The sequence below is a fragment of the Streptomyces sp. B8-7 genome, from assembly GCF_058833805.1.
In genome coordinates, this window is record NZ_JBYRRL010000006.1 from 84,107 (window position 1) to 108,432 (window position 24,326).

21 protein-coding genes, 1 tRNA gene and 2 pseudogenes are annotated in these 24,326 nt (G+C 72.2%); 13 read left to right on the forward strand and 11 right to left on the reverse strand.

Annotated features, from left to right (window positions below):
• Window positions 1–88: 88 nt before the first annotated feature.
• The 4 genes from tgmC to AC5K6T_RS28715 form a co-directional block, all read right to left on the reverse strand.
• Complete coding sequence (tgmC, locus tag AC5K6T_RS28700; protein WP_493213647.1) at window positions 89–1,210, reverse strand: ATP-grasp peptide maturase system methyltransferase; 1,122 nt, start codon at window positions 1,208–1,210, stop codon at window positions 89–91.
• The gene (gene tgmB, locus AC5K6T_RS28705) at window positions 1,203–2,189 is read right to left on the reverse strand and encodes an ATP-grasp ribosomal peptide maturase (protein ID WP_493213649.1); all 987 of its coding nucleotides are present in this window, start codon (window positions 2,187–2,189) and stop codon (window positions 1,203–1,205) included. The genes tgmC and tgmB overlap by 8 nt, the downstream gene beginning before the upstream one ends.
• A gap of 12 nt (window positions 2,190–2,201) precedes the next feature.
• On the reverse strand, window positions 2,202–2,474 hold the full coding sequence (gene tgmA, locus AC5K6T_RS28710; RefSeq protein WP_493213651.1) for a putative ATP-grasp-modified RiPP: 273 nt from the start codon (window positions 2,472–2,474) through the stop codon (window positions 2,202–2,204).
• A 276-nt stretch (window positions 2,475–2,750) separates the two neighbouring features.
• Window positions 2,751–3,023 carry a hypothetical protein gene (locus AC5K6T_RS28715; RefSeq protein ID WP_493213653.1) on the reverse strand — a complete coding sequence of 91 codons (273 nt, stop codon included), beginning with the start codon at window positions 3,021–3,023 and terminating at the stop codon, window positions 2,751–2,753.
• Between the two features lie 107 nt (window positions 3,024–3,130).
• Here AC5K6T_RS28715 and AC5K6T_RS28720 point away from each other — a divergent pair.
• Window positions 3,131–3,286: pseudogene (locus AC5K6T_RS28720) on the forward strand (helix-turn-helix domain-containing protein); the annotation flags it as partial.
• Window positions 3,287–3,424: 138 nt separating this feature from the next.
• Here AC5K6T_RS28720 and AC5K6T_RS28725 read toward each other — a convergent pair.
• Window positions 3,425–4,267, reverse strand: coding sequence for a MurR/RpiR family transcriptional regulator (locus AC5K6T_RS28725; protein ID WP_493213655.1), 843 nt, complete (start codon window positions 4,265–4,267; stop codon window positions 3,425–3,427).
• A gap of 985 nt (window positions 4,268–5,252) precedes the next feature.
• Between AC5K6T_RS28725 and AC5K6T_RS28730 the strand changes: the two genes are divergently transcribed.
• The 5 genes and pseudogenes from AC5K6T_RS28730 (at window position 5,253) to AC5K6T_RS28750 (ending at window position 9,039) form a co-directional block, all read left to right on the forward strand.
• On the forward strand, window positions 5,253–5,747 hold the full coding sequence (locus AC5K6T_RS28730) for a TniQ family protein (protein ID WP_493213656.1): 495 nt from the start codon (window positions 5,253–5,255) through the stop codon (window positions 5,745–5,747).
• Between the two features lie 92 nt (window positions 5,748–5,839).
• Window positions 5,840–6,241 (forward strand): C1 family peptidase, encoded by a 402-nt coding sequence (locus AC5K6T_RS28735; RefSeq protein WP_493213657.1) that lies wholly within the window; start codon window positions 5,840–5,842, stop codon window positions 6,239–6,241.
• A 123-nt stretch (window positions 6,242–6,364) separates the two neighbouring features.
• A pseudogene (locus tag AC5K6T_RS28740) lies at window positions 6,365–7,294 on the forward strand (IS3 family transposase); the annotation flags it as partial.
• A gap of 210 nt (window positions 7,295–7,504) precedes the next feature.
• On the forward strand, window positions 7,505–8,347 hold the full coding sequence (locus AC5K6T_RS28745) for a hypothetical protein (protein ID WP_493213659.1): 843 nt from the start codon (window positions 7,505–7,507) through the stop codon (window positions 8,345–8,347).
• 257 nt (window positions 8,348–8,604) lie between these two features.
• Window positions 8,605–9,039: a hypothetical protein gene (locus AC5K6T_RS28750; protein WP_493213660.1), complete on the forward strand. Its 435-nt coding sequence runs from the start codon at window positions 8,605–8,607 to the stop codon at window positions 9,037–9,039.
• 366 nt (window positions 9,040–9,405) lie between these two features.
• Here the strand turns inward: AC5K6T_RS28750 and AC5K6T_RS28755 are convergent, their stop codons facing one another.
• On the reverse strand, window positions 9,406–10,794 hold the full coding sequence (locus AC5K6T_RS28755) for a cystathionine beta-synthase (RefSeq protein WP_493213661.1): 1,389 nt from the start codon (window positions 10,792–10,794) through the stop codon (window positions 9,406–9,408).
• A 149-nt stretch (window positions 10,795–10,943) separates the two neighbouring features.
• Between AC5K6T_RS28755 and AC5K6T_RS28760 the strand changes: the two genes are divergently transcribed.
• From AC5K6T_RS28760 to AC5K6T_RS28775, 4 genes are all read left to right on the forward strand, one after another.
• Entirely contained in the window at window positions 10,944–11,978 is a 1,035-nt protein-coding gene (locus tag AC5K6T_RS28760) for an SGNH/GDSL hydrolase family protein (protein ID WP_493213662.1), read from the forward strand.
• Window positions 11,979–12,491: 513 nt separating this feature from the next.
• Complete coding sequence (locus AC5K6T_RS28765) at window positions 12,492–13,766, forward strand: acyltransferase family protein (RefSeq protein ID WP_493213664.1); 1,275 nt, start codon at window positions 12,492–12,494, stop codon at window positions 13,764–13,766.
• A gap of 109 nt (window positions 13,767–13,875) precedes the next feature.
• Window positions 13,876–15,096, forward strand: a complete 1,221-nt coding sequence (locus AC5K6T_RS28770) for an acetyl-CoA C-acetyltransferase (RefSeq protein ID WP_493213666.1) — start codon at window positions 13,876–13,878, stop codon at window positions 15,094–15,096.
• 281 nt (window positions 15,097–15,377) lie between these two features.
• Complete coding sequence (locus tag AC5K6T_RS28775; RefSeq protein WP_493214284.1) at window positions 15,378–16,157, forward strand: hypothetical protein; 780 nt, start codon at window positions 15,378–15,380, stop codon at window positions 16,155–16,157.
• Window positions 16,158–16,278: 121 nt separating this feature from the next.
• On the opposite strand, the gene AC5K6T_RS28780 is transcribed toward AC5K6T_RS28775, so the two are convergent.
• Window positions 16,279–16,560 (reverse strand): hypothetical protein, encoded by a 282-nt coding sequence (locus AC5K6T_RS28780; RefSeq protein WP_493213667.1) that lies wholly within the window; start codon window positions 16,558–16,560, stop codon window positions 16,279–16,281.
• 154 nt (window positions 16,561–16,714) lie between these two features.
• On the opposite strand from AC5K6T_RS28780, the gene AC5K6T_RS28785 reads away from it, so the two are divergent.
• The gene (locus AC5K6T_RS28785) at window positions 16,715–16,945 is read left to right on the forward strand and encodes a DUF4287 domain-containing protein (protein WP_493213669.1); all 231 of its coding nucleotides are present in this window, start codon (window positions 16,715–16,717) and stop codon (window positions 16,943–16,945) included.
• Window positions 16,946–17,114: 169 nt separating this feature from the next.
• Here AC5K6T_RS28785 and AC5K6T_RS28790 read toward each other — a convergent pair whose 3' ends face one another.
• The 3 genes from AC5K6T_RS28790 to AC5K6T_RS28800 form a co-directional block, all read right to left on the reverse strand.
• Window positions 17,115–17,993 carry a Bax inhibitor-1/YccA family protein gene (locus AC5K6T_RS28790; protein WP_493213670.1) on the reverse strand — a complete coding sequence of 293 codons (879 nt, stop codon included), beginning with the start codon at window positions 17,991–17,993 and terminating at the stop codon, window positions 17,115–17,117.
• Between the two features lie 489 nt (window positions 17,994–18,482).
• Complete coding sequence (locus tag AC5K6T_RS28795; protein ID WP_493213672.1) at window positions 18,483–18,701, reverse strand: hypothetical protein; 219 nt, start codon at window positions 18,699–18,701, stop codon at window positions 18,483–18,485.
• Window positions 18,702–18,858: 157 nt separating this feature from the next.
• Window positions 18,859–18,944: transfer RNA gene (locus AC5K6T_RS28800), tRNA-Leu, on the reverse strand.
• 591 nt (window positions 18,945–19,535) lie between these two features.
• On the opposite strand from AC5K6T_RS28800, the gene AC5K6T_RS28805 reads away from it, so the two are divergent.
• Both AC5K6T_RS28805 and AC5K6T_RS28810 read left to right on the forward strand, forming a co-directional pair.
• Window positions 19,536–20,306, forward strand: a complete 771-nt coding sequence (locus AC5K6T_RS28805) for an ABC transporter ATP-binding protein (RefSeq protein ID WP_493213673.1) — start codon at window positions 19,536–19,538, stop codon at window positions 20,304–20,306.
• On the forward strand, window positions 20,306–22,834 hold the full coding sequence (locus tag AC5K6T_RS28810; protein ID WP_493213675.1) for an ABC transporter permease: 2,529 nt from the start codon (window positions 20,306–20,308) through the stop codon (window positions 22,832–22,834). The genes AC5K6T_RS28805 and AC5K6T_RS28810 overlap by 1 nt, the downstream gene beginning before the upstream one ends.
• A gap of 169 nt (window positions 22,835–23,003) precedes the next feature.
• Here AC5K6T_RS28810 and AC5K6T_RS28815 read toward each other — a convergent pair whose 3' ends face one another.
• Complete coding sequence (locus AC5K6T_RS28815) at window positions 23,004–24,290, reverse strand: class I SAM-dependent methyltransferase (protein ID WP_493213677.1); 1,287 nt, start codon at window positions 24,288–24,290, stop codon at window positions 23,004–23,006.
• Window positions 24,291–24,326 lie beyond the last annotated feature (36 nt).

The window sequence follows — 24,326 nt, forward strand, 5'->3', positions numbered from 1 at the left end:
GCCGCCCCGAGCGCGTGAGAACGCCCCGTCCGTCCGCCACGGGGGAACGACGGACGGACGGGGCGGTATGGAGGCTGTCACCCCGCGGTCATGCCCAGGTGAGGCGCTGCCCGTCGGGGCCGACGTGCAGCCGCATACGGTCGGCAGGCGGGCGCCCGTCCGCCTGCCACTGCGTGACACGCTCGGTGATCTCGTCCCACAGACGCGCCGCGCCGCCCTGCCGGACCATCCATCGTCCGCCGTCCTGGTGGACGACCGCCCATGCCTCGGCGTCCACGTCGATCACGACGTGTTCCGTCCGGCCGTCGCGTTCCAGCGTGAGCCGCTGTGCGCGCGGCGCGGCGAACTGAGCGACGAACCGGGCGGTCCAGTCGTCGAGCGCATCCGCGCCCAGCCTGGCGGGCGCCGCGTCGCCCTCGCTGAGGTTCGGCAGGATGCCCAGCGGGGGCGGATGGTGGGGGCGGGCCAGCATGAACGAGACCTGTCCGCCGAGAACCGGGCCGCTGGCCGTGCCGTCGTCGGCGACCGTGAGCCGTGCGAGTTCGGATGCGTGCATCCATCCGCCGACCGTGACCAGGACCTCACCGCCGGGGCGTGTCTGCGCGAGCCAGTCGGCCGGCACGGTGTGCACGCCGCACGTGGCGATCACGCGGTCATACGGGCTGCCCTCCTTGTAGCCCGCCAGTCCGTCACCGACCACGCGGGCAGGCCAGTACCCGGCGCCCGCGAGCGCGATCCCGGCACGGGCGGACACCTCGGCGTCGACCTCGACCGTGGTCACGTTGTCCTCGCCGACGACATGGCACAGCAGCGCGGTTGAGTAGCCCGTGCCCGTGCCGATCTCCAGGACGCGCGTCCCCTCGGTCGCTCGCAGGTCTTCGAGCATCCGCACGACCAGACTCGGCAGGGTGGACGACGACGAGGGGGCCGCGGCGATGCGCCCCTCGACTTGGTCGGGGAAGACGCCCCCGGCCACCTGTGTCACGAGCGTGTCGTCTTCGTAGATCCGCGCGAGTCCTTCCGCGGAGTCCCCGGCCGCCGGCCGGTACCAGCTGCCGTCTTCGTACTCGAACCAGCCGCGCGCGAGGAACGCCTCGCGGGGCACCGACATGACGGCCGCCTCCCATTCCGGGCTGCGCAGGCTGCCGCTCTTGGACAGGCGCCGCGCGAGGTCGGCCCGTAGGTGTTCCGACGGCAGGGGGTCACTCATGCTGACTCGCTCCGTTCTCCAACAGGTCTGCGATTGCGTGTGTGATCGGCAGTCCGGCCGCGTCTTCCAGCCAGGCCCATTGGCCGTTGGGGTTGCACTCCAGAAACCACCATGCGCCGTCCGCGGTCACGGCGAAGTCGAAGGCGCCAAAGTTCAGCCCGAAAGCGGCGAGAAGCCGCACCAGCGCCCCGCGTATCCCGTCCGGGCAGGCGGCCGGCTCGTAGGTGAGGCTCTGGTAGTCGGCTCTCCAGTCCACGACCCCGGGCAGCGCGGTGATCCGGGCGCTGAACACCTGCTCGCCGACGACGACCGCACGCACATCAGCCACTTTCGGCACCTGCGCCTGGAACAGGTGCGCACTGTGGCTCACCGCGCCGTCGACCTCGCCCGCCTCGACCGGAGCGGCCCAGATTCCGGCAGGCTCCCCCTCGACCTCGTACGCCCCCGCGTGCAACGGCTTGTAGATGGTCGGCTGTGCGGCGCAGAACGCCTTGGCCTCCACTGGATCGTTCGTGATCAGCGTGGCCGGGACCGTGAGCCCTAACCGGGTCGCCGCATGGAGCTGCGCGGGCTTGTACTCCGCCCGCGCGATGGCTTGCGGGTGGCTCAGGTACAAGCACCCCGGCAACGCGCCCAGCACGCCGCCCAGGCCGCGCCGGTTCTCCTGCGCCGCGAACCGGGCCGCCTGCTCGCCGATCCCTGTCGGGTAGGAACTCGGCCGACGGTGGTACAAGGCGCGCACGGCCGACAGATCCGCCGTACGCTCCCCGACCGTCAGCCGCCCGGCCCATCCTCCCCCGGACTTCGTCCGGGAAGTGCCCCCAGCCCCGACCCGCGCGCCGAGCACCACGGACGCGGGGAAGTCGCGCCCCGGGTCGAACCGGAGGACGGGCACCCGGCGCCGGTTCAACTCCGCAATGACCAGATCAGCGGTCGCGTCCTCGAACTCCGTGCAGACCAGCACCGGGCGTCCGTCCATGGCGCTACCCCCTCAGTCCTGCTCTGCGTCGTGTCCGGTGTCCGGGTCCACCTTGCCGTCCTTACCGACCTGTGTGGGCGGGTAGGTGCCCACACTCGTACCGTGCTTGCCGAGTTCGGCCGGCACCATCACTCCGTCCTCCCCGACCCATCGGCCGGTCTGCGTGGCCGGGTCGATCCCCGCATACCGCCACGGCGACGGGGAACCGTTGCGCAGCGGAGTCATACGGCGCAGCCCCCACGGGGCCGGTGCGGTGGTCTCCGTACCTGCAAGGCTCGTCAGCAAGTCTCCTCCTTGGTCGATTCGTACGGTGGCTGTGGTGCACAACCCGCCCCGGTCGGCGCTCGACCTGTCCCAGGGTTACGGGCGGGTGATCCAACCGGGACGGGGGTCTACAGAGCGCCGTCGGCGGCAGCGCCGAGCACGAACCCCACCGAGGCGCCGACCATGGCGATGACCAGGTCCGGCGAACGCTGCCACGGCGTTCCACATGCGGGTCACGACTTGTTCCCCCGCTCGTTCGGGTGATGGCGGGCTCTTGCGTCGCGCGGGCGCGCTCGATCAGTCCGGCCACGGCGTCCACCACCTGTGGAAGAGCCGGCCAACAGCCCGCGCCCTCTCGCGCTGCCTGGCGAGCGACCCGCACACGTCGCAGCCGTCCACGGGAACCGGCTCCAGGGCGGAGACGTTGGCGCTCAGCCGCTTCGGTCCGGCCAGCACCCTCATCAGGAGTTCGGGGGTGGTGGGGGCGTATCGGCCGTTCGGGATTCCGGCGGGAAGCGGTACCCGTCCGGCGACCGCGCCGCCCTGTCCTGGGAAGTGCGGCAGGCTCATAGCCCGCTCCTCTCCGTAGTGATGCCACTATCAGGGAGGCACAGCGTGGCTTACAGTCGGGGGCCGTTCAACGTGTCAGATCAGCACGGAAGGACGGTGAAACCCCGTTGAACCGTCGGGAGTTGAACCCCGAGGCCGGCCCGCAAGCCGCGTTCGGGGCACGTTTGCGCAGCTCACGGGAAGAGCGGGGGTGGACACAGGAGGAGTTGGCCGGACGGATGGAACACGCCAGTACGCATATCTCGGCAGTAGAAACCGAACGGGTGTCGGCGTACTGCCCGGCATGAGCCCGGCGTCCCGCGCCACATCCGCCTCCTCGCCCTCGCTCCACCCGGTCAGGTGCCGTCCGCCGCGGACCGTAGCGGACGAAGGTGAGACGAACCTGAGAACGCGCGGAACGCTCAGTCGACGAACAGGCCCCGCGCCGCGGCCTTCGTGTCGAACTCCTCCAGCCGGGCCTGCGCCTCGGGCAGGTCGTCGCACATGGCTTCCAGCAGCACCCGGCCGAGCAGCATCGGCGCGCACGCCGTGTCGAAGGCGAGGCCGGTCCCGACGGCGGCGGGCAGCAGCAGGTCGGAGACCTTGGCGACGGGCGCGAACGCGGAGTCGGCGACGGTCACCACGGTCAGCCCCGCCGCGCGGGCGTAGGCCAGGGTGTCCACGACCTCGCGCGGGTGGCGGGGCAGCGCGAAGCACAGCAGGGCCGTCGCCCCGGCCCGTACGGCGCCGTCGATGCGGTCCTGGACCATGGTGCCGCCGGCGTCGAGGAGGCGTACGTCGGGGTGGACCTTGGCGGCGAAGTAGGCGAAGCCGTACGCCTGCGCGGCGGCGGCGCGCAGCCCGAGCACGGGCAGCGGGCGGGAGGCGGCCAGCACCCGCCCGGCGCGGGCCACCGGCGCCGGGTCGGCGAGCGCCTCGGCGAGCCGGCGGAGGTTCTCGATCTCCGCCTCGACGGCCTGCTGGTACTCGTTGGCGGCGGCCGTGTCCGCGGCCGGCTCGGCCGGGGCGACCTCCCGCAGGTGACGGCGGAGCGCGGGGTAGCCGTCGAAGCCGAGCGCGACCGCGAACCGCGTCACCGACGGCTGGCTGACCCCGGCCAGCTCGGCGAGTTCCACGCTCGACAGGAAGGGCACCTCGGCGGCACGCCGCACCATGCTGTGCGCGATGCGCCGCTGGGTGGGCGTGAGCCGGTGCCCCTCGAAGAGCGCCTGCAGGCGTGCCGCAGGACTGTCGCTCACGCTCATCACGCGCTCCCCCTCGAAGGTCCGGTTATTCAGCTGCCAAGAACTCTGCATGTTCCTATGCACCGGAGCAAGTGGCACGCTTCCCCCACCCGCACTGAGAGCCCCCGCCGAAGATGACAGCGAGCCGCTCAACACGACAGTCGGCTTGATAGCGCCGACCACCTAAGCGATAGTGACCTGGGTCACTCATAGGGGGTGGGGCGTGCTGCCGCGACGGTTGGCCCTGGTTACGGCGCCGCAGGCGGGTGAGGCATTCGGGTCTTGGCTGGACCGGATGGCGTGGCTCAACCGGTGTCCCCCGGGGTGATAGCGGAGTTGCTGGGGCTCAGGCTGCGTGGACCTTCCACGGATGTACGCCCCCGGACGTTCGGGGTTCGCGCTGACGGCGCGGTGTGCGATGCGGTCTACGCGGCTACTGGCGTGGCGGCCTCGACGACGGAGCGTATACACCTGGCCGTCTTCGATCAGGGACCACTCCTCCTCTCCGAGGTACTGGCCTCGGGCGACACAGCGTCGAGGGTGACCGCCGGCAGCGGCTGGGTAGAGGTCTACGGGAGCCGGGCCTGCACCCTGTGCCTTCTCTCGTCGGGCGGGGTGTGGCCGCATTGGTGGAAGTTGGCCTGCGCGGGCGTGTGTCCCGTGCATGAGGTGGTGCTGCTGGACCGGTGTCCCTCGTGCCGGTGTGTGCTGCGATGGGGTGGGATGCGGCCGCGGGTGTTGTCGAGCGCGTCGCGGAGGGCGTCGGCGGCCAGCGCCAGCATGGCCGGTCGGCAGCCGTGTCCGCAGTGGTTGCCACTCGTGCGCGTACGGTCGGCGCCGCCTGATGTCGCGGGGCTTCAGCGGCGGTGGCTGGAGATCGCGGATGGGCAGGTACGGCCGATCACGGGCGGGGTGGAGGTGTCGCAGGCTGAGTGGTTCGCGGCGTACCGAGCGTGCGTGATGCTGGTGCGTCTGGGTCTGCCGGGGGTTCTGGGGCGACTCCAGAGTGTGCCCGTTTGGTGGAAGCGCCTGCCCCGCATGCCTGCGCGAGAACGGCGGCCGCTGGCTGCTGCGCTGGCGCCTGATCTGGTCCTTCGCCTGCGTTCGTCACCGCGTCTACCTCCTCGTCTCCTGCCGCGGCTGCGGCGAACGGCTTCACCAGACCACCCCCGGCCCCGGCAGCCCTGCCGAGTGCCGCCCGGTCGCCTGGAAGCGCCGGCGCCTCGGCCCCTGCCCACGCGTCATCCCCCGCATGCGCACACCCCGCATCGCTGACGAGCACCTACTCGCCATCCAGCGCCGCCTCGACACCCTGATCGACAACCCCCACCGCCCCGGAGGCCGCGACACGCTGCGCGCCCTGCATCGCGCGCTGGACAACGTCCGGATCCACTACGACGACGCCCCACCTCTGCCTGCCACCGACCCCGCACTTCACCGTCGCTGGCACGGCCATCAGGGCGCCTTGTGGTTCTGGAACGACCCCCTGCATCGCCCCTGATCTGGCAGAGCGGTGCCGTAGAGACGGGTTTGCCTTCCCGGTGAACGCCCTCACGCCGACCGAGGCCGAGCAGGCCCTGGCCGGGTGTCACGTTGTGCGAGGAAGCGGCCTGGCCGTACGACGAACACGGCCTGACCAGGGTCGACCGGGACCCACCCGAGCACTGCCGCACCACTGCAAGGCGCACCAAACCCATCGCGTGGCCTCTCTCCGCACCGGACGGAGCCGGAATGCTCGAACTGACGCGCCGTGCGATCGCCCTGGGCATCCCCGTGAGCGTGGAGATCCGGCTCTGCCCGTCGATCTCTATGTCCCTCGTCAACGGTGGCGTCATTCCGGTCCAGCTCACAACAGAGCAGTCCGTGGGACCCCACGTGGTCCTACTGACCGGCTACGACGACCAGGCCGACACCGCTCCATACGACCGCGGCGCCGGACCGGGCGCCTTCCAGGTCCGCAACAGCTGGGGGACCAGCTGGGGCAACAGGGGATGACCTGCTCACCACCGAAGAGAAGAACGAGCTCGCCCAGCTGCGGCGCGAGGTGCGGGACCTGCGCCGGGCCAACGAGGTCCTGCGGACGGCCTCGGCTTTTTTCGCCGCGCAGCTCGACCCGACCCGGCCCAGGTGACCGCGCTCCTCGACGAGCACCCGCACCTGGGGGTCGAGCCCGTACTCCGGGAACTGAACATCCCCTCCTCCACCTACTACCGCTGGCGCCAGGCCGAGAAGGACCCCTGCGAACGGATCCGCCAAGACACCGAGCTGACCGGGCAGATCCGGCAGATCCACCAGGACTCCGGCGGGATCTACGGATCGCCCAGGGTCCATGCCGTCCTGAAGCGCGAGGGTGTCCACGTCGGCCGTAAGCGGGTCGAGCGGCTCATGCGCCAGGCCGGCCTGGCCGGGATCAGCCCCCGCAGGAGCAAGGGCTTCACCCGCCGTGACCCGGACGCCGACCTCGCCCCTGACCTGGTGCAACGCGACTTCACGGCACCCGCGCCGAACCGGCTGTGGGTCACCGATCTGACCATGATCCCCACCCTGGACGGGCCACTGTGGCTGTCGGCGATCCGCGATGCCTTCTCCCGCAGAGTCGTGGCCTGGGAAACCTCCGCCCGCGCGGACGCCGACCTGGTCCTCACCTCCCTCGAGTACGCGCTGGCCAGCCGCGAGGTTGCCCCTGGCGAACTCGTCCACCATGCCGATCACGGCACGCAATACACGTCTATCAAGCTCACAACACGTCTGGTCAGAGCAGGAGTTCAGGCGTCCATGGGCTCGGTCGGCGACTCCTTCGACAATGCCCTGGCGGAGAACCTGTGGATGCTGATCAAGACCGAGTGCATCCGCGGACGCGTCTTCGCAACCAGGGCCGAGGCGAATCTCGCGCTCTTCGAGTACATCGACGGCTTCTATAACCCCCGCCGCATCCAGAAGCGGCTCGGCTACCTCAGCCCTATCGAGTTCGAGGAGAAGCACTACGCCGACCAGGCAGCGGCCGAACCAGTGAACCTGAAACCACGTCAACCCGCCCTGACCTGCTAGTCAGCCACTCCCGCGCAGCGGGGGAACCTCAAGGCGAGAGCTGGGTTGTCGTGGAACGGGACTGGCAGAAACAGTGACGTCGCCCGCCGCGGTAGGCCCTCTCCGCGACCTGCTACGCACGATCGGATACGGCCATCGGAGGGCTCGTCGTCCCTTTGCGGCGGAGAGCGGGCTGGGATGGTTGTCAGAGCACCCGTATACGGAAAGGTGATGACGTTGCGGAAATTCCTGACGACGGCTGCTCGATGGGCCGCACCGACCGTGGTCCTCGCCCAGGTCTGCCTCGTCTGGACCGGCGTGTTCAGCCTCGGCGAGGCTGTGGCAGTGGGGCTGGCCCTCGAACTTCTCCTCGCCGGGATCGTCATCACCGAGATCACCCTCGCCAGACGGGCCTTCAAGACCTCCCGGAGCCAGGGCGCCGACGGGCAAGAGGCCCTCAACCAGGCGCTGTCCGCAGTCCTCCCCGCACCCGTAGCCAAAGCAATGGGGATGGAATTCGGACTTTTCCGGGCTCTTTGGCGCTGGATCCGGCGTAAGCCGGACGCTCCGGAGGGCCACGTCATCCTGGCCTACGGCTCTGAAATCAAGCCAATCATGTGGGTGATGGTCTTTCTCGTACCGCTGGAGATCCTCGCTGTCGAGTTCCTGATCCCGTGGTCAGTGGTGCGCATCATCCTGCTCGTTCTCTCCGTGTACGGAACGGTGTGGGTACTCGGGTTCCTCGCCGCGCTCTCCATCCGCCCCCATACCGTCGGCGACGGCAAAGTAGTGCTGCGCTTCGCTCACTTCACCCAGATCGTTATCCCACTCGAACTCGTGCAGTCGGTACGTACGACCCGGCACAGCGGCTACCGCAGGGCCGTCCAGATCGACGACGGTGTACTGGCGATGCCGATCGGCGACTCCACCACCCTCAGCGTCAAGCTACGAGAGCCCTACCCCTTGGCGCCCAAGCCCGGGAAGCCGACGCAAGAAGTATGCGAAGTCCGCTTCGCCGCGGACGACACTCGCGAAGCCGTCCGCGTCCTCACAGCGAACATCGCCGAGGGCTGACCTCCGCCGCGCTCCCCTCCGGTTAAGAAAGCCGTGGGCACTCTCATGATCAGTGGTTCGGAACGACTCGTACGCGCCGAGGTGCACATGAGACTGGCCTGATCAGAGCCTTTGTCAACTGTCACTTCCACCGATCGCTCTCACGCACGCCCCGCCGCCCGCAGGCCGTGGCGGTCCGCTGCCCGCAGGGGCGCCGCCCGCAGGTCCGGGGGTTAGCCCCACTGTGCTCGGGCCGCGGGTGTTCCTACCGTGGGGGTATGACGGGAACGCACGGGCGGGACACCGACCTGAAGAAGGAACTCGACGCGACCCTGCACGCGCGCAGGGAGCTGGGTGACGAGTACGAGTCCGCGCTGGTCGACTCCTTCCTGGAGAAGGTCGACCAGCGGATCGACGCGGCGGTGGACCGCCGGGTGCGGCGGCAGCTCGCCGAGCAGCAGATGGCGACCGCCCGGGGCCGGCGGGCGCCCGAGGACACGGACTCCTGGGGTGAGCGGTACGGCTTCGGGATGGTGTCGCTGGTGCTGGCGATCCCGCTGTCCGCGATCGGCGGCGGGGTGGGGCACCTGCCGGGCCTGCTGATCGCATGGGCGGGGATCTTCGGGGTGAACGTGGTGCAGGCGGCGAGGGTCAGCCCGGAGCTGTTCCGCCGCCGCGGCGGGTCCGGCCGGGACGGCGACTGGGAGGAGTGAGCCGGCCCGGGGCCCGCCGTGGCGGGTCCCGGGCCGGGACGTCGTGCGCGGGGACCGCCGCACCCCCGTCACCGGGGGTCGGGACGACGGCGGTCCCCGCGAGGGACGCGGGCCGGGTCAGGCCAGGCGTGCGCGCCCATGGCGTCCATGGAGGTCCGGGAGCCGCTCCGGAGGTCCTTGGCGCCGTTCGGCGTCGGCCCGGGCGGGGAGCCGCTCCCGCCCTGCCGACGCCGACCAATCTGCCGGAGGCGTGTTAAGCGGGTGCTGCGCGGACGTGACGTGCTCGTACCACTTGCGCGAAGCCGCGCCGACGGCCGGACACCGCAGGTTCGCCGGAGCCCCGGCCGGTCCACCGGACGTCCGCCGTCACTTGCCCGTCTTGGCCAGGAAGGCCAGCAGGTCCTGACGGCTGACCACACCGGTCGGCTTGCCCTCGACGAGGACGATCGCCGCGTCGGCCTTGCCGAGCACGCTCATCAGGTCGCCGACCGGCTCGCCGGAGCCGACCTGCGGCAGCGGCGCCGACATGTGCTGCTCCAGCGCGTCGTCCAGCGAGGCGCGCTTGCTGAACAGGGCGTCCAGCAGCTCCCGTTCGACGACCGAGCCGACGACCTCGGCGGCCATCACGTCCGGGTGGCCCGCGCCGGGCTTGACGACCGGCATCTGCGAGACGCCGTACTCGCGCAGCACCTCGATGGCCTGGCCGACGGTCTCCTCGGGGTGCATGTGGACGAGGGACGGGATGGCGCCGTGCTCCTTGTCGACGAGCACGTCGGCGACGCGGGCGCTGGGGCCCTCGTCCTCCAGGAAGCCGTAGTCGGCCATCCACTCGTCGTTGAAGATCTTGCTGAGGTAGCCGCGGCCGCTGTCCGGGAGCAGGACGACGACCACGTCGTCCTCGGTGAGCCGCTCCGCGACGCGCAGCGCGGCCACCACCGCCATGCCGCAGGAGCCGCCCACCAGCAGGCCCTCCTCCTTGGCGAGGCGGCGGGTCATCTGGAAGGAGTCCTTGTCGGACACCGGGACGATCTCGTCGGCGACCGTGCGGTCGTAGGCGGTGGGCCAGAAGTCCTCGCCGACGCCCTCGACGAGGTAGGGGCGCCCGGAGCCGCCGGAGTACACCGAGCCCTCGGGGTCGGCGCCGACGATCCTGACCCGGCCGTCACTGGCGTCCTTGAGGTAGCGGCCGGTGCCGGAGATGGTGCCGCCGGTGCCCACACCCGCCACGAAGTGGGTGATCCGCCCCTCGGTCTGCTCCCACAGCTCGGGGCCGGTGGAGTGGTAGTGCGAGGCCGGGTTGTCCGGGTTGGAGTACTGGTCCGGCTTCCACGCGCCCGGCGTCTCCCGGACCAGGCGGTCGGAGACGTTGTAGTACGAGTCCGGGTGCTCGGGGTCGACGGCGGTCGGGCACACCACCACCTCGGCGCCGTAGGCCCGCAGCACGTTGATCTTGTCGGTGCTCACCTTGTCGGGGCACACGAAGATGCACTTGTAGCCCTTCTGCTGGGCCACGATGGCCAGGCCGACGCCCGTGTTGCCGCTGGTGGGCTCCACGATCGTGCCGCCGGGCCGGAGCGCGCCGCTCTGCTCGGCCGCCTCGATCATGCGCAGGGCGATGCGGTCCTTCACCGACCCGCCGGGGTTGAAGTACTCCACCTTGGCCAGGACGGTCGCCTTGATGCCCTTGGTCACGCTGTTGAGCTTCACCAGCGGGGTGTTGCCGACGAGGCTGATCATCGAGTCGTGGAATTGCACCGTTGTCTCCGGATGCTGCAAAAAGATGCGGTCGTAATGGTTCCGCCAGCCTACGGCCCCCGCGGGTCGTTCACTCCCTGTTGAGATTGGCCGACGGCCTGTACGGGGCAAGGAGTGGGTGTACGGGTTCGAGGAGGTGGCGGCGACGTATGACGGGGATGTCGAGGGCGCGGGTGGCCCGGCGGATCGCGGCGGGCGCGGCGTACGGGGGCGGCGGGGCCGGTCTGGCCGGGGTGGCCGTCGTCGGGCTGCTGCTGGCGGAGGTGCGGCTGGCCAAGCGCCACGTGGGCAACGGGGCGAGTCCGCAGGTGCCGAACGCCCAGGGGATGTACGGCACCTCGTACGGGGTGTCGGGTGAGCCGCCGCTGCTGCTGACCATGCTGGGCGACTCCACGGCCGCGGGGCAGGGCGTGCACCGCTCCGGGCAGACGCCGGGTGCGCTGCTGGCGTCCGGGCTCGCCGCGGTCGCCGAGCGGCCGGTGCTGCTGCGCAACGTCGCGCTGCCCGGCGCCCGCTCCGACGATCTCGAACGCCAGGTCGGGCTGGCCGTGACCGGCCAGGACCGGGTCCCCGACGTGTGCGTGATCATGATCGGCGCGAACGACGTCACCCACCGCATGCCGGCCACCCGCTCCGTGCGCTGCCTGTCCGCCGCGGTACGGCGGCTGCGTACCGCGGGCGCGGAGGTGGTGGTGGGCACCTGCCCCGACCTGGGCACGATCGAGCCGGTGCAGCAGCCGCTGCGCTGGCTGGCGCGGCGGGCCTCACGGCAGCTGGCGGCGGCCCAGACGATCGGGGCCGTGGAGCAGGGCGGGCGCACCGTGTCGCTGGGCGACCTGCTCGGCCCGGAGTTCGCGGCCAATCCCCGCGAGCTGTTCGGACCCGACAACTACCATCCCTCGGCCGAGGGCTACGCGACCGCCGCGATGGCCGTCCTGCCGACCGTGTGCGCCGCTCTCGGGCTGTGGCCCGCCGAGGACGAGCGCCCGGACCTGTCCCGCGACGAGGGCTTCCTGCCGGTGGCACGGGCCGCCGCGGAGGCCGCGTCGGAGGCGGGCACGGAGGTCGCCGCCGCGATGCCGACCGGCCCGCGCGGGCCCTGGGCCCTGCTGAAGCGCCGCCGCAGGCGCCGCGTCCACGAACCGGACCCGGCCCCGGCGTCCGCCTCGCCCCAGCCGTCGTGACCCGGGGCGGAGCGAGCGGGCGTCATGACGTGGACGCCGTGGCCTGAGGACGCCGTGGCCTGAGGCCGTGCCCGGGCCGTCGTGCCCCGACCGTCGTGACCCGACCGTCGTGACCGGGACGCCGCGGCCCGGGCGCCGTGGCCTGACCGTCGTGCCCCGACCGTCGTGACCGGGACGCCGCGGCCCGGGCGCCGCGACCCAGGGAGCGGTGTGATCCGGCGGCCGGGGCCGCCTCGGGCGGGCGTGTACGGGCACGGGCGGACGAGCGGACGGGCACGGGCGGACGAGCACGGGCACGGCAGGCGGACGTGGGCACGGCGGGCGGACGTGGGTACGGCGGGCGGGCGGGCGCGGGCGCGTGCGGTTCGGCCCGGACCGGTGCCCGCTCCGGCCGGCCCTCTCCGTACACGCACCGTTCACCCGGTGCGTGTTGCGACGTAACCGCGGCATTCCCGGGGACGGCGAGGGTGATCGTCTTCCATGTCATGCTGCTGTCAGGAGTCCGTGGCCGCGATGCGTATGCCGTCCCCGAGAACCGCCGCCTCCCCCGCGCCGACCAGAGGCCGGGATCCCTGGTGGGACAACACGCGGTTCGTGTCGGCCGCGCTGATCGTGATCCTGCACACCACCGGCAGCCTGCTCAGCCGGCACGACGGTCTGGCGGTGTACCACGTGGGCACCTGGGCGTTCCGGGTGCCGCTCTTCGTGGTCCTGGCCGGCGTGTTCAGCAGCGGCGGCCCGCTCGGCCCGCGCCGGCTGCGCACCCTGCTGCAGAGCATCGTCATACCGGCCCTGATCTTCAGCGTGCTGTACTCGCTGGAGGTCAGGGCGCTCGGGGGCGCGTTCACCCTGCACATCACACAGCTGCCGTGGACGCTGTGGTTCCTGATGTCGCTGTTCTTCTGGCGGCTGCTGCTGCCGCTGGTGGTGCAGCTGCGCCACCCGCTGCTGGTGACCACGCTGGTGTCGCTGGCCGTCGGCTACGTGGACACCTTCGGCATGCAGTACTCCGCCAGCCGCACCCTGGTCTACCTGCCGCTGTTCTACCTCGGCTGGCGGCTCGGGCAGGGCATGCTCCGGGACTGGTTCGAGGCCCGGTGGAGCCTGCCGGTGGCCGTGGCGGGCATCGCGGCCTCGCTCGCCGTGGGATGGCTGTGGCACGAGGACGTCTCGGGCACCTGGCTGTCGATGCGTCACCCCTACACCTCCGCCACCGACACCGCGCTGGGCCTGGAGGGCGCCTGGGTGGTGCGGCTGGTGATCCTGGCGTCCGCGGCCGCGCTGGTGCTGTGCCTGCTGCGGGTGATGCCGAAGCGGCGGCTGCCCTTCATCTCGCTGCTCGGCTCGGGCGGCTTCACGATCTACCTGCTGCACCCGCTGGTCCTGCTGCCGCTGCGGGAGAAGGGCGTGATCGCCCGCGCCGACACCCGTCCGGAGCTGATCGGCCTGATGGCGGGCGCGGTCCTGCTCGCCGCGCTGCTCGGCTCGCCGTGGGTGCGGCGCCTGGTCCAGCCGCTGACCCGGCCGCCGGTGGGCTGGCTGTTCGCCCCGGCGCCCGCGCCGGAGGGCCCGGCCGCGGCCGGGCCGCCGGGGACGCCCGCGGCGGGCGCGGGCGCCACCGGCCCGGACGGCACCGCGAGCAGCACCGGGACGCGTTCCGCCGGCCCGAACGGCACCGGTGCCGGCGTCGCGGAAGCCGGCACCGCGCGACCGGCCGCGCCGGGCTCCGCCGCGCCCGGCGAGGGCCTCGGGGCGCCGCGGCCGGAGGTGTCGCCGACCGGACGCTAAGCAAGCGCTTGGAAAAGAGTTCCGCATCACACCCGGATGCCGGTGACCAACGCCATACGTACGGGTAACTTCCCCCCAGTACGCCCTTCCCACGCCGTCTGGAGCCGTGATGCCCGAAGCCGTGATCGTCTCTGCCGCCCGCTCCCCCATCGGCCGCGCCTTCAAGGGCTCCCTGAAGGACCTGCGCCCGGACGACCTCACCGCCACGATCATCCAGACCGCCCTCGCCAAGGTCCCCGGGCTGGACCCGGAGGACATCGACGACCTGATGCTCGGCTGCGGCCTGCCCGGCGGCGAGCAGGGCAACAACCTGGGCCGCATCGTCGCCGTGCAGATGGGCATGGACCACCTGCCGGGCTGCACGATCACCCGCTACTGCTCCTCCTCGCTGCAGACCTCCCGGATGGCCCTGCACGCCATCAAGGCCGGCGAGGGCGACGTGTTCGTCTCGGCCGGCGTCGAGATGGTCTCCCGCTTCACCAAGGGCAACTCCGACAGCCTGCCCGACACGCACAACCCGCTGTTCGCCGAGGCCGAGGCGCGCACCGCTGCCGTCGCCGAGTCCACCGGCTCCACCTGGCACGACCCGCGCGAGGACGGCCTGGTGCCGGACGCCTACATCGCGATGGGCCAGACCGCGGAGAACCTCGCCCGACTGAAGGGCATCACCCGCGAGGAGATGGACGAGTTCGGCGTCCGCTCGCAGAACCTGGCCGAGCAGGCGCTGAAGAACGGCTTCTGGGAGCGGGAGATCACCCCGGTGACACTCCCCGACGGCACGGTCGTCGCCAAGGACGACGGCCCCCGCGCGGGCGTCACCATGGAGGGCGTCGCGGGCCTGAAGCCGGTCTTCCGCCCCGACGGCCTGGTCACCGCGGGCAACTGCTGCCCGCTGAACGACGGCGCCGCGGCGCTGGTCATCATGTCGGACACCAAGGCCCGGGAGCTGGGCCTTACCCCGCTGGCCCGGATCGTGTCGACCGGCGTCTCCGGCCTGTCCCCGGAGATCATGGGCCTCGGCCCGGTCGAGGCCTCCCGGCAGGCCCTGGCCCGCGCCGGCCTGGCCATCGGCGACATCGACCTGGTCGAGATCAACGAGGCGTTCGCCGCACAGGTGATCCCCTCCTACCGTGAGCTGGGCATCGACCTCGACCGGCTGAACGTCAACGGCGGCGCCATCGCCGTCGGCCACCCCTTCGGCATGACCGGCGCCCGCATCACCGGCACGCTGATCAACTCCCTCCAGTTCCACGACAAGCAGTTCGGCCTGGAGACCATGTGCGTCGGCGGCGGCCAGGGCATGGCCATGGTCATCGAGCGCCTGAGCTGACCGACCCGGCGTCACCGGAGCACCACCCGGCGTCACACCGCGGCCCGGAGTCCGAGACCCCCTCGGACTCCGGGCCGTTTCGTGATCCAATCTCCCCCAGGATGTGACCTATCTCCCTCACCAGGGGATATACGCAGCTCAGCGCCGTCCGGACCGGGATGCCGACGCAACGCCCTGTCCGATTCGTGACGTTACGCACTGACAGCTGGTTAGTCCGCCCTTCAAGCTGTTGTAGGAAGTCGGGGGGTCGACGAGGAACCGGGAGTACGTCAGTGAGCGCCATGCCGATCGCCCTGCTGGTCACCACGGCCGCCACCGGCGCCGTGGGTGTCGCCGTCCTGCGCACCCTCGTCGGGCTGCGCCGTCAGGTCGCCGCCCTGCGCAGCGAGCTGGCCGAGAGCCACGCCTCCGCCCGCCCCGTCGTCCCCGCCGCCCGCGGCGCGGCCGACGCCGGGGAGATACGCACCGCCGTCGCCGAGGCGCTCGCCGAGGAGCGCGAGCGCGAGCTGGCCGAGGCGCGCGCCTTCTGGGCCGCGCAGGAGGCCCGGGACGCCTCCGACGCGCCCTCGCTGCTGGGCCTGGCCGACAACGACCTGTTCCTGCCGCGGCAGTCCGACCTCGCGGGCCTGGAGCCGCTGGAGCCGGTGACCGAGCCGGGCGCCGACGCCGAGGAGTTCGCCGGGGAGTCCCCGGAGCTGGCCGCGGCCCGCCGCCGCCACCCCTCCCACCCGGACTTCGTCCCGGTCGCCTCGCCCGTGGTCAACGACCACGAGCGCACCCTCACCACCCTGGAGGGCCTCGCCTCCTCCCGCACCGAGCTGACCGACGTGCGCCCCGGCCCCCTCGGCACCCTCGACGTGTACGTCTTCGCCGACGGCACGACCCTGTGCATGACGCCGGGCCACCGCGAGACGGCGGAGCGCCTGTCCGCGGCCCTCAACGCCGGCGAACAGCCGCACCTGCTGGGCGGCTCGGGCATCTCGGGCGCCTACACCCTCACGTTCTCGTGCGGCGAGGAGAGCGTGTACGTCCTGGCCGACCGGGTCATCGCCGGCCTCTGAGCAGACCGGGCGAGGTCCACCCCGGTCCGGCTGCGCACCGGGGCGGCGCAGGGCACCGCGCACCTGCCGCGACGGCGCGGCGGCCGGGCGACGTCACACCGCAGCACCTGCGGCGGAGCACTCAGACGCCGGCGCGTTTCTGCGCCTCCTCGACCAGCAGCACCGCCGCGGCGACCTGCTGTTCGGTCGCCAGCACCACCGCGAGATCCCGCCCGGCCACGGTCACCTGGTCCGCCGCGGCGAACATCCCCGCGTCCGGCATCTCCCGGGGCGTGCCCCCCGGCGCCTCCAGCTCCTGCGCCCTGCGGGCCAGGTCCCGGGCCAACCGGAGGGCCTCCGCGGCGGCGCCGCGCTGCAGGCGGCTCTGCGGTGCGGCCCTGAGCCGGTCGGCGAAGTGATCCACAGCCCGAATGAGCCCCGTCGTATCAACCACCCCGCGAGACTACGCGGCGGCGCACGACCGTCGCCAATGCGCGAGCGGACTGTTGCCATCGGGCGAACGCTGAGGCACCGTGACCTGAAGGACCGGCTTACATCCCCTGCGTCCGGAGGTGCCGATGTCCCACGTCCTCTCCGAGGAGACCCACCGCAACATGCTCGCCCGCATTCCGCACTGCACCGGTCGTGAAGTCTCCGACTGGCTGCGCACCGTGGAGGAAGGCCCCGCTCTCTTCCGCTTCGAGGAGAAGGTCAGCTGGCTGCGCCACGAGTACAACCTCGCGTACGGCCACGCCAAGGCGATCGTCCACGAGTACGACCTGAGGAGGGCGGCGCGCAAACTGCTCTGAGCGCGCCACGACGGACCCGCACCACCCCCCCGACCCACCTCTCACCCCTGTGCGCGCTGTCGTCGCGCCCGCACCGCAACCCCCGTCCCCGGAAGGACAGCAGAGGGCCCGGAGCGGATCTGCCGCCCCGGGCCCTCTCACGCGGTCAGGTGCCGTGCGGCACCACCGGTCAGTCGTCGCCGCTGAAGATGGCGACCAGCCGCAGCATCTCGACGTAGATCCACACCAGGGTCATGGTCAGGCCGAACGCGGCCAGCCAGGACTCCTCGCGCGGGGCGCCGTAGGCGATGCCGTCCTCGATCTGCTTGAAGTCCAGGGTGAGGAAGAACGCGCCGAGCACGATGGCGATGATGCCGACGATCGCACCGAGCGGACCGAAGCTGCGCAGACCGCCGTCCTCGGCGACGCCGAAGACGACGAGCAGCAGGTTGACGGCCATCACCAGGATGAAGGCCATCGCGATCGCCATGCCGATGCGGGCGTAGCGGGCGGTGACGCGGACCCAGCCGGCCTTGTAGACCAGCAGGGTGGCCCCCGACACGGCCATGGTGCCGAGCACCGCCTGGAAGGGCGCGCCGGACCAGACGCTGTTGTACATCTCGCTGATCACGCCGAGGAAGACGCCTTCGAAGGCGGCGTACGACAGGATCAGCGCGGGCGAGGCCGTGCGCTTGAACGACTGCACCATCGCCAGGACGAACGCGATGAGCGCGGCGCCGATGGCGAGGCCGTAGCTGGTGGACGACACCGGCAGCAGGACCCACGCGAGCACGGCGCCGACGGCGACGGTGCCGAGCGTGAGGGCCGAGCGCGCGACGACGTCGTCCATGGTCATCCGGCCGGTGGCGGCCGGAGCCTGCGGCGGGGCGCCGTACTGCAGGTCCTGCTGGGCGTACGGGTTCTGCGCGTAGGGGTTGCCACCTGCCGGCTGGGCGTACGGGTTGCCCTGCGTGCCGACAGCCCCGGCCTGCGGCGCGGCGTTGAAGCCCGCGTAGCCGTTGTCGCGGCTGAACCCCCGTCGCGAGAAGACCGGGTTGCTGCTCCTCATTTCACTCCTCCATGGCCGCGCTGCGCGGCCTTGGCTCAAGAGTAATGGAAGGGCAAAGGGATGACCCTACTGCCTGGGGAGGATCTTTCCCCTGCCCTGGTGCGGAACACGCTACGCCGCCCGGTGATTCCCGCCACGCCCGGGGCGCACTCATGACGAAGCCGGTACACAGCCGGAACCGGCCGGAGACCGGGCACCGGCCGGCGTCGCCGGGCCGGTCCGCCCCGCCCCGCGCCGCCGGCGCGCTCCCGGCCCGCCGCCCACCCCGCCCCGCACTCCGGCCGGGTGACACCACGACAGCCCGAAAAGCCCGGAATGCCACTTTTGGGCTATCGGGCGGCGTTGCTCCCGCACACCCCGGAGGTCCGGTACGGCACACCGCGGGGAGGAGGCCTCCCCGCGCGGCGCGTCCGACGAAGCGGAAGGCCGCCGCGCCCCCTTCGTCCCGGCGGCGCGGGGCGGCCGGACGGCGGTGCGTCCGAGGTTCGCTCAGCCGGTCCGCCCCACCCGCACTCCTTCACCCGCGGCCTGGACCGGGACCGCGACGCCGCAATGTGGCGGGGTCGCGCAGTCCGGCGTCGTGCAGGCCGACGTCCCGGCGAGGAAGAAGAGGACAAGCCGCCCGCCCGGACGCAGCGCGGCAGCCACCGCGGGCAGCAGGCCGCGCGGCTCGGTGGAGTCGACGGCGCCGAAGACGCTGCAGGGCACGCCGCAGGTGTCCGGTGCCGCGCGCGAGTGGCTCGCCGCATCGGCGTGGATGAGACGCAGGCGTGGGGCGCCGGCTCCCTGAGGGGAGTACGGCGACTTCGGGGCAAGAGGCCAGCTCAGACCCCATACAGGGGGATACAGGGAGATATGGGGGGGGTGGTGCCCGGAACCGGACTCGAACCGGTACGCCCGCGAGGGGCAGCGAGGTTTAAGCTCGCCGTGTCTGCATTCCACCATCCGGGCAGGCCATGGGCTCCGCTTCGAGGTTCGAGCCTATCGGTGTACATCCCCCGAACAGCGGCCAGGCGGACCGATGTTGTCTTATTTTATTGGCGTCTGAGGGAGCATCAGACCACGGCGCGGGCCATCGGCACTTGCCAACAGCCTTGCGTGCGGCGGCACGGGACGCATACGGAATGACGGAATTTCACCGTCTCGACCCATGGGGCGTCCGGGGTCCGGGCCACCCCTCCGGCACGACGCGAGCCACCCTCGTGTCAGGCCTCCGGTACGGCTCCACCAGCCCTCCGCCGGACCTCGACCGGGACTCCGCCCGGACTCCACCAGGATTCCGCCAGGCCTCCGCGATGTCCCGGCCGGACCTCCGTCCGGCCTCCGGAACTCTTCGAGTACGACCCCTCACGGACCCTTCGGCCGTCCACCGCACGAGGTGCCGCCTCGGGGTCGGGGGTCATCCCCTGGTATGACGCCGCCGTGTCCGGTGCGACCGCAGACGGCCCCCGGAACCGGAACAGCGTCTGACTCCACGGGGCTGCGGCGCCGAGACGATGGACGGGTCGTTCATTCGCCCCGTCCCGACAGGAGCCTCTTCCCGTGACCACCACTCCCCTCGCCGGCCGCACCACCGCGGTGGCCGCGCGCGCCACGGAGCTGTCGAAGATCTACGGACAGGGCGAGACCCAGGTGGTCGCCCTCGACCGGGTCTCCGTCGACTTCCACCAGGCCCGGTTCACCGCGATCATGGGCCCCTCGGGTTCCGGCAAGTCCACGCTGATGCACTGCGTGGCCGGGCTCGACACCTTCTCCTCGGGCTCGGTACGGATCGGCGACACCGAGCTGGGCGCCCTGAAGGACAGGCAGCTCACCCGGCTGCGCCGGGACAAGATCGGCTTCATCTTCCAGGCGTTCAACCTGCTGCCGACGCTGACCGCGCTGGAGAACATCACCCTGCCGATGGACATCGCCGGCCGCCGGCCGGACCAGCAGTGGCTGGACACCGTGATCCGCATGGTGGGCCTGGCCGGGCGGCTCGGGCACCGGCCCGCGCAGCTGTCCGGCGGTCAGCAGCAGCGCGTCGCGGTGGCCCGCGCGCTGGCGTCCCGGCCGGACATCGTCTTCGGCGACGAACCCACCGGCAACCTCGACTCCCGCTCCGGCGCGGAGGTGCTGGGCTTCCTGCGCAACTCGGTGCGCGAGCTGGGCCAGACCGTGGTGATGGTCACCCACGACCCGGTCGCCGCCGCCTACGCCGACCGGGTGGTGTTCCTCGCCGACGGCCGGATCGTCGACGAGATGCACGACCCGAGCGCCGACGCGGTCCTGGACCGGATGAAGCGCTTCGACGCGAAGGGCCGTACCTCCTGATGTTCCGCACCGCGCTGCGCAACGTCCTCGCGCACAAGGCCCGCCTGCTGATGACCGTGCTCGCCGTGATGCTCGGCGTGGCCTTCGTGTCCGGGACGCTGGTCTTCACCGACACCCTCTCCGGCGCCCTGCGGGCCAGCTCCGCCAAGGGCTACGACCAGGTCGACGTGGCCGTCCGGCCCGGTCTCCGGCCGGCCTCCGGCGACCGGCTCGGCGAGGCGGCCGAGCTGACGGACGAACACCTCCGCACCAGCGCCCGGGTACCGGGCGCCGCCTCCGCGACCGGCGTGGTCCGCGGCTTCGCCGCGCTCGCCGGCAAGGACGGCAAGCTCGTCGGCGACGGCTTCCAGTCCGAGGGCGGCAACTACTGGGACGCCTCCGGCACACCCGACGCCCGCTACCCGCTGGCCGAGGGCCGCGCCCCGCACGGCGCGGGCGAGGTGCTGCTCGACTCCCGTACGGCCGAGCGCGCCGGCTACCGGGTCGGCGACACCGTACGCATGTCCGTCGACGGCCCCGTCCTCACTCCGAAGGTCACCGGCGTCTTCACCACCGACGACGGCAACGTCGCCGCGGGCGGCAGCCTCGCCCTGTTCGACACGGCCACCGCGCAGCGGCTGTTCGGCACGCCGGGCCGCTACGACGAGATCGACGTGCGGGCCGCCGACGGCACCTCGCAGGCCGCGCTGAAGGCCGCCCTGGACAAGGCGCTGCCCGCCGGCCTCGTCGAGACCACGACCGGGCGGCAGCTCTCCGACGACCAGGCCCGGACGATCTCGTCCTCGATGAACGGCCTGCAGCAGGGCCTGCTGGTGTTCGCCGGGATCGCCCTCTTCGTGGGCACGTTCATCATCGCCAACACCTTCACCATGCTGGTCGCCCAGCGCACCAGGGAACTCGCGCTGCTGCGCGCGGTCGGCGCCTCCCGCCGGCAGGTCACCCGGTCGGTGCTGATCGAGGCGTTCGTGGTCGGCGCGGTGGCGGGCGTCACCGGCCTGGTCGCGGGCATCGGGATCGGGGCGGGACTGCGGGCGGGGCTGGGTCTGCTCGGCGCGGTCCTGCCGGACGGCCCGCTGGTGGTCGCGCCCGGCACCGTCGTCAGCGCGCTCACCGTGGGCGTCGTGATCACCATGCTGGCGGCGTGGCTGCCGGGCCGCCGGGCCGCGAGGATCCCGCCGGTGGCGGCGATGAGCAGCGTGCACGCGAAGGCGACCACGAAGTCGCTGGTACTGCGCAACACCCTCGGCGCCCTGCTCGCCGCGGCCGGTGCGGCGGTGGTGCTCGCGGCGACCACCATGGACGGCTCCTCCGGCCAGGCGCCGATGGCACTGGGCGCGGTGCTGCTGATCACCGGCGTGTTCGTGCTGACCCCGCTGCTGTCGCGGCCGCTGATCGCGGCGGCGGGTCCGCTGCTGCGCGGGTTCGGCGTGTCCGGCAGGCTCGCCCGCCGCAACGCGCTGCGCAACCCGCGGCGTACGGCGGCCACCGCGTCGGCGCTGATGATCGGTCTGACGCTGATCACGGGCATGACGGTGATGGCCGGCAGCCTGCAGAAGGCCATCGACGGCATGGCCTCCGCGTCCCTGAAGGCGGACTACGTCGTCGCCATGGCGGGCGGCTACGACCTGTCGCCGGACGTCGAGCGGAAGCTGAAGGACGTCGAGGGCGTCACCGCGACCAGCCCCCTGCGCAGCGCCGCCGCCCGCATCGGCGGGGAGACGGAGTTCCTCACCGGCGTCACCGGCTCCACCATCGCCGAACTCACCGACCTCACCGTCGACGAGGGCACCTTCACCGTCGCGGGTGGCCGGGTCATGGTCGACGACCAGACGGCCGAGGCGCGCGGCTGGAAGGCCGGGACGCGTCTCACCGCGGCCCACGAGGACGGTGCCGGGCAGCGGATGACCGTCGCCGGAATCTACCGGGGCAACGACCTGATCAGCGGCATCCTCGTGGACAACGCGGCGCTCGCCCCGCACCAGGACCGGCCCCGCGACATGAAGGTCATGGTCAAGACAGCGGGGGGTGCCTCGGCGGACGCCAAGGACCGCCTGGAGAAGGCCCTCGGCTCCAACCCGGCGATCCGGGTGCAGGACAAGGCGGACATCTCCCGGGAGGTCGCGCATCTGTTCACGGTGATCCTGAACATGGTCTACGGCCTGCTCGCGATGGCCGTCGTCGTGGCCGTCCTCGGCGTCGTCAACACGCTGGCCATGTCGGTCTTCGAGCGCTCCCAGGAGATCGCCATGCTCCGGGCGATCGGCCTGGACCGCAGCGGGGTGAAGCGCATGGTGCGGCTGGAGTCGCTGGTGATCTCCCTGCTGGGCGGGGTGCTCGGCATCGGGCTGGGCGTGTTCTTCGGCTGGGCGGCCGGGCAGCTGGCCGGCGCCGGGATGCCCACGTACGAACTGGTGCTGCCCTGGGCCCGGTTGGGTGTGTTCCTGCTGCTGGCCGGAGTGGTCGGGGTGCTGGCCGCACTGTGGCCGGCCCGTCGCGCGGCCCGGCCGGCCCCGCTGTCCGGGCTGTGAGCGGCGCCCGTCCGTGAGGGTCCGTCCGGCGCCGGGGCCCGGTCCGCAGCGCAGTGACGCGGACCGGGCCCCGGCGCGCGGGCAGGGCAGGCCGCCGCGCGGGCAGGCAGGGCAGGCCGGGCAGGCCAGGCCGGGCAGGCCAGGCGGTTCAGGCCGCCGGGCAGGCCGGTCAGGTCCAGGAGCGGGCCCGCAGCGGCATCCCGGAATCTCCCGGGTCCGGACTGCGCACCGCGAGCACCTGGTTGACGCCGATGCGGTTGCGCTCGAAGGCGAGGGCGGAGGCGGCCATGTAGAGCCGCCAGACACGGGCCCGGCCGGGTCCGGCCAGCCGCACCGCCCGTTCCCAGTCGCTCTCCAGGTTCTCCACCCAGCGGCGCAGGGTGAGCGCGTAGTGCTCGCGCAGCGCCTCCACGTCGCGGACCTCGAACCCGGCCCTCTCCAGCTGGGTGACCGTGGTGCCCAGCGGCTGGAGCTCGCCGTCGGGGAAGACGTAGGCGTCGATGAAGGCGTCGACGGTGTAGGCCGTCTCGTCGCGCTGCGGGCGGCGGGCGATCTGGTGGTTGAGCAGGCGCCCGCCGGGCCGGAGCAGGGCGTACAGGTCCTGCGCGTACTCCAGGTACCGCTCCTCGCCGACGTGCTCGGCCATGCCGATGGAGGAGACGGCGTCGTAGGGGCCGTCCCCGATGTCGCGGTAGTCCTGGACGCGGATCTCGATCCGGTCGGTGAGCCCCTCGCCGGCGACGCGCTTGCGGGCGTAGGCCGCCTGCTCGCGGGAGAGGGTGACGCCGACGACGCTCGCCCCGTGCTCGCGGGCGGCGTGGACCGCCATCGAGCCCCAGCCGCAGCCGACGTCCAGCAGCCGCTGACCGGGGGTCAGGGCGAGCTTGCGGCAGACCAGTTCGAGCTTGTCGCGCTGAGCGCTCTCCAGCGTGCCCGCGTCCTCCCAGTAGGCGCAGGAGTACACCATGGACGGCCCGAGGACGAGTTCGTAGAAGTCGTTGCCGACGTCGTAGTGGTGGCTGACGGCCCGCCGGTCGGTGCGGCGGGTGTGCAGGTGGCCGGGGCGGCGCACCTCCTCGGGCGGGGGCGCCGGGGGAAGGGCCGGCCCGGCGAGTCGCACCAGCCCGAGCGCGGCCGACCGCACCTCGGGGTCGCGCAGCGTCTGGCGGAGGGTGCGGGCCTGCTCGCCACGGTCCCAGATCAGCCCCGACATCAGGTCCAGGGCGGCGTAGAAGTCGCCCTCGATCTCCAGGTCTCCGGCCACCCAGGCGCGGGCCAGGCCCAGTTCGCCGGGCTTCCACAGCAGCCGCCGCAGTGCCCGGCGGTTGCGGACCACCAGGACCGGCGCGTCCGGCGGGCCCGCCTGCGAACCGTCCCAGGCGCGGATACGGACCGGGAGGGCAACTCCCAGCACCTGTTCGAGAAGGCTCTTCAGCCGCGGCGCGGCGTCGGCCATGGCGCACACCTCCGAATGGGTCGTCCCGGCTCCGTC

Coding starts and splice junctions, on each gene's coding strand:
- AC5K6T_RS28775 (WP_493214284.1), top strand. CDS start 15,378: ATGCCGATCGCCCTGCTGGTCACCACGGCCGCCACCGGCGCCGTGGGT.
- AC5K6T_RS28725 (WP_493213655.1), bottom strand. CDS start 4,267: ATGAGCGTGAGCGACAGTCCTGCGGCACGCCTGCAGGCGCTCTTCGAG.
- tgmC (WP_493213647.1), bottom strand. CDS start 1,210: ATGAGTGACCCCCTGCCGTCGGAACACCTACGGGCCGACCTCGCGCGG.
- AC5K6T_RS28750 (WP_493213660.1), top strand. CDS start 8,605: ATGACGGGAACGCACGGGCGGGACACCGACCTGAAGAAGGAACTCGAC.
- AC5K6T_RS28745 (WP_493213659.1), top strand. CDS start 7,505: ATGACGTTGCGGAAATTCCTGACGACGGCTGCTCGATGGGCCGCACCG.
- AC5K6T_RS28785 (WP_493213669.1), top strand. CDS start 16,715: ATGTCCCACGTCCTCTCCGAGGAGACCCACCGCAACATGCTCGCCCGC.
- tgmB (WP_493213649.1), bottom strand. CDS start 2,189: ATGGACGGACGCCCGGTGCTGGTCTGCACGGAGTTCGAGGACGCGACC.
- AC5K6T_RS28715 (WP_493213653.1), bottom strand. CDS start 3,023: ATGAGCCTGCCGCACTTCCCAGGACAGGGCGGCGCGGTCGCCGGACGG.
- AC5K6T_RS28815 (WP_493213677.1), bottom strand. CDS start 24,290: ATGGCCGACGCCGCGCCGCGGCTGAAGAGCCTTCTCGAACAGGTGCTG.
- AC5K6T_RS28765 (WP_493213664.1), top strand. CDS start 12,492: ATGCGTATGCCGTCCCCGAGAACCGCCGCCTCCCCCGCGCCGACCAGA.
- AC5K6T_RS28760 (WP_493213662.1), top strand. CDS start 10,944: ATGACGGGGATGTCGAGGGCGCGGGTGGCCCGGCGGATCGCGGCGGGC.
- AC5K6T_RS28810 (WP_493213675.1), top strand. CDS start 20,306: ATGTTCCGCACCGCGCTGCGCAACGTCCTCGCGCACAAGGCCCGCCTG.
- AC5K6T_RS28770 (WP_493213666.1), top strand. CDS start 13,876: ATGCCCGAAGCCGTGATCGTCTCTGCCGCCCGCTCCCCCATCGGCCGC.
- AC5K6T_RS28790 (WP_493213670.1), bottom strand. CDS start 17,993: ATGAGGAGCAGCAACCCGGTCTTCTCGCGACGGGGGTTCAGCCGCGAC.